Origin of the sequence: Coprococcus intestinihominis, from assembly GCF_040096555.1 — a bacterium.
GTDB classification, from domain to species: domain Bacteria; phylum Bacillota; class Clostridia; order Lachnospirales; family Lachnospiraceae; genus Coprococcus_A; species Coprococcus_A intestinihominis.
This window is the reverse complement of record NZ_JBBMEK010000337.1, coordinates 1-2,968: the sequence shown is the minus strand read 5'-3', so window position 1 is coordinate 2,968 and position 2,968 is coordinate 1. Positions and strand designations below refer to the sequence as shown.

3 protein-coding genes are annotated in these 2,968 nt (G+C 37.9%); all 3 read right to left on the bottom strand.

Annotated elements, in window-relative coordinates:
- Positions 1–131: 131 nt before the first annotated feature.
- On the bottom strand, positions 132–602 hold the full coding sequence (locus WMO25_RS16740) for a hypothetical protein (RefSeq protein ID WP_015530037.1): 471 nt from the start codon (positions 600–602) through the stop codon (positions 132–134).
- A 26-nt stretch (positions 603–628) separates the two neighbouring features.
- On the bottom strand, positions 629–2,155 hold the full coding sequence (locus tag WMO25_RS16735; protein WP_055161185.1) for a Y-family DNA polymerase: 1,527 nt from the start codon (positions 2,153–2,155) through the stop codon (positions 629–631).
- Between the two features lie 53 nt (positions 2,156–2,208).
- Positions 2,209–2,968 (bottom strand): restriction endonuclease (locus tag WMO25_RS16730; protein WP_349086289.1); only part of this gene is annotated, 760 nt, incomplete at its 5' end.

The window sequence follows — 2,968 nt, the reverse complement described above, 5'->3', positions numbered from 1 at the left end:
TGTCAATTCCTAAATCTGCTTTCTTAATCCACATATCAAACCATAATCGGATAATTTTTTCTCTCTCGTTCATAAAGTACCTCCATAACTTCCGATTTTCTCAATTCTCCAAACTTGAATTTTATAACTTATCAATCCCAATATAATATTATCATATGGTCTATCTTCTTGCGGTCAGTCAGCTCTATAATATGAGGATTATTCTCTTCCTGAGCTATAATCCATACTTTATAGTTTCCACATTCATCACTATCTCCAACAAAAGAAATATTACTTGGTTCAGCAACACCACTTTTTTCAATATATCTCTCTATTTGGGAAATAGGTAAAACTGTGTCAATCCAAAGAGCATCGGCGTATGTTGATTTTTCTCCTTTACTATTTGTGATTTCATAGCCATAAGTAGATACATAAATTACACTATCTGAGTCAGCAGACTTAATCTGTGCTACAAAGTTTTGTAAAGGATTAATATCTTCTTCGTCTAAACAAAAACTATTATAATCCTTACTTTTTTTATCAAAGTAATTATCAAATCCCATCAGAACATCATCATTCAAATCAAATTTTCTTGAATTAAAAACTATTTCTAATATGCCCATATTTTATTCCTCAAATTCCAGTTTATTTAAGCCTTATGACCGCCGATTTGCTCGTTTCGGTCTTTGGCGGTTGCACCTTCTTCAAGGTTCATTCCCTTCAACACAGCATTCTTGCCAAACTTCTTTTTGATACTCAGCATTGCTTCTTGCATACGCCTTTCCCGTTCTAATTTTTCTTCTTCCTCCGCCTGCTTCTTCCTCTGTGCTTCGTAATCGGTAAAGAGGTCGAGTTGCTGGTATTCATCTTCCTGCTTGACGGATTTTTCATCAACAAGTTTATTCGCTGTGATTGTTATTCTGCGTACAAGCAAATGCTCGTCAACTATCCTGTCATACAAGTCCATCACGGCGTTGGTAATCAATCGAGTAGAGGAAGTCTTTTTCTCAAGATTCGCTGTTCCGTGTGCGTGCTTTGGAACTTTGCGTCCATATCGGTCAATCGTAACCTCGCCTTTGTATTGATATTTTAGGTTCGGATTACTTAAATTCTCAATATCATAGCCGATTGTCAACACAAGCTGGTCAGTTACAAGTCCTTTATCCACCAAATCAAGCACCATTTGGTCGGTCATTTCTTTTACAATCAACTTTGCCTTTTCGTAATCATACGGGCAGTGAAGTACCTGTCCTGAACATACACTATTGGTTTCCGGCTTATAGGCTTTGACCTGCTCCATCGTACAAGGTTCATATCCCCAAGCATGGTCAATTAGCAATTCCGCATTGATTCCAAACAGCTTGTAGAGCAGTTCTTCGTTATACAGTTCATTCGACTTTCCGATGGAACACCTTGCAATATCTCCCATAGTAAAAAGTCCATGTTCTTCCAGTTTCTTTGCATAGCCTTTACCAACTCTCCAGAAATCTGTAAGCGGTCTATGATTCCATAGCTTTCTGCGGTAAGACATTTCATCCAATTCGGCAATTCGCACACCGTCCTTGTCCGGCTCAATATGCTTTGCCACGATATCCATTGCAATCTTACACAAGTACATATTCGTGCCGATTCCGGCTGTTGCCGTAATTCCTGTTGTTTTCAAAACATCCTGTATCATCGTCATGGCAAGTTCCCTTGCAGTCATCTGATAGGTATTCAGATAATTGGTTGCATCTATGAATACTTCATCAATCGAGTACGGGAAAATATCTTCCGGAGCAATGTATTTCAAGTAAACACTGTAAATCTTGGTACTATATTCCAGATAGTATGCCATACGAGGTGGTGCAACGATATAATCAATCTCCAATGCCGGATTCGCATTTAATTCTGTACTGTCATCAGACGAACCAGTAAATGTACGATTTAGTGCTTTCCACCTTCGGGTATTATTAGCTTCTTTTACCTTTTGCACGACTTCAAACAAGCGTGGTCTGCCGGGTATCCCATAACTTTTTAATGACGGAGATACCGCAAGGCAGATGGTTTTCTCTGTCCTGCTCTTATCTGCAACCACAAGATTTGTTGTCAATGGGTCACGATTTCGTTCTTTACACTCCACAGAAGCATAGAATGATTTAAGGTCGATTGCGATATAGGTCTTTTGCTTTGCCATCATTCTATGCCCCCTTTTAAAAATCCTTTGAGTAAATTATGCTATCGTTAGTGTCAATCCTCGGTATAAAAACCATCCAATACATATGTTGTGACTGGTGTTATATACAATTCATATTTAATAACCAGTCTGATTAAATCATTTCCGTCAATCAGTGTTATCGGCGTACCTTCTCTCGCAGCCTCTCTTGCCTTATTGGTAAATCGGCTATTAGTAATAAATACTCCATAATCGGCTTGATATTTGTTCATCGCCCCAAGAAATTGATTGATATCCGGCTCACTCACTGGATTTGAATTAAATCTTTTACACTGAATAACCACTCTGGTTGTTCTAAAATCATCGGCATCTACGTGATATCCATAACCATCAATGCCACCATCATTTGACACCTGAACGCCTTTGTTGGTAAACTCCACTCCCATCTTTGTAAGAAGTGCTCGTGAAAATTGTTCAAACTTTGCTGGAGACATATTAGCGATTGCACTCTGAAGTTTTACCTTGAAATCATCTAACAATTCGTCATCTGTGGATTCATTCTCCTCGTCTTCAACCTCCAGTGTTTCTACTGGCTTGTTTTTCGATTTGTTCTTAGTCGAATGTTCCTCCCAATAGCTTCGAGCCTTATCCCTTACTTCTGTCTTAACATCAAAATCTGTTAAATCTACATTTGCTCCATCTTGAGTAAGTGTAATCTTTGGATTGAATTTCACATAAGATATGAGTCCGACATAACTAAGCTCTTTAATAGCAAAATTAAACTTAAAATCAAATTTTTTGTACTGATTTCCTGTTTTATTAGATGTATATAGT

Excerpts from the sequence above, each read along its gene's own strand:
- WMO25_RS16740 (WP_015530037.1), bottom strand. The coding sequence starts at position 602 with ATGGGCATATTAGAAATAGTTTTTAATTCAAGAAAATTTGATTTGAAT.
- WMO25_RS16735 (WP_055161185.1), bottom strand. The coding sequence starts at position 2,155 with ATGGCAAAGCAAAAGACCTATATCGCAATCGACCTTAAATCATTCTAT.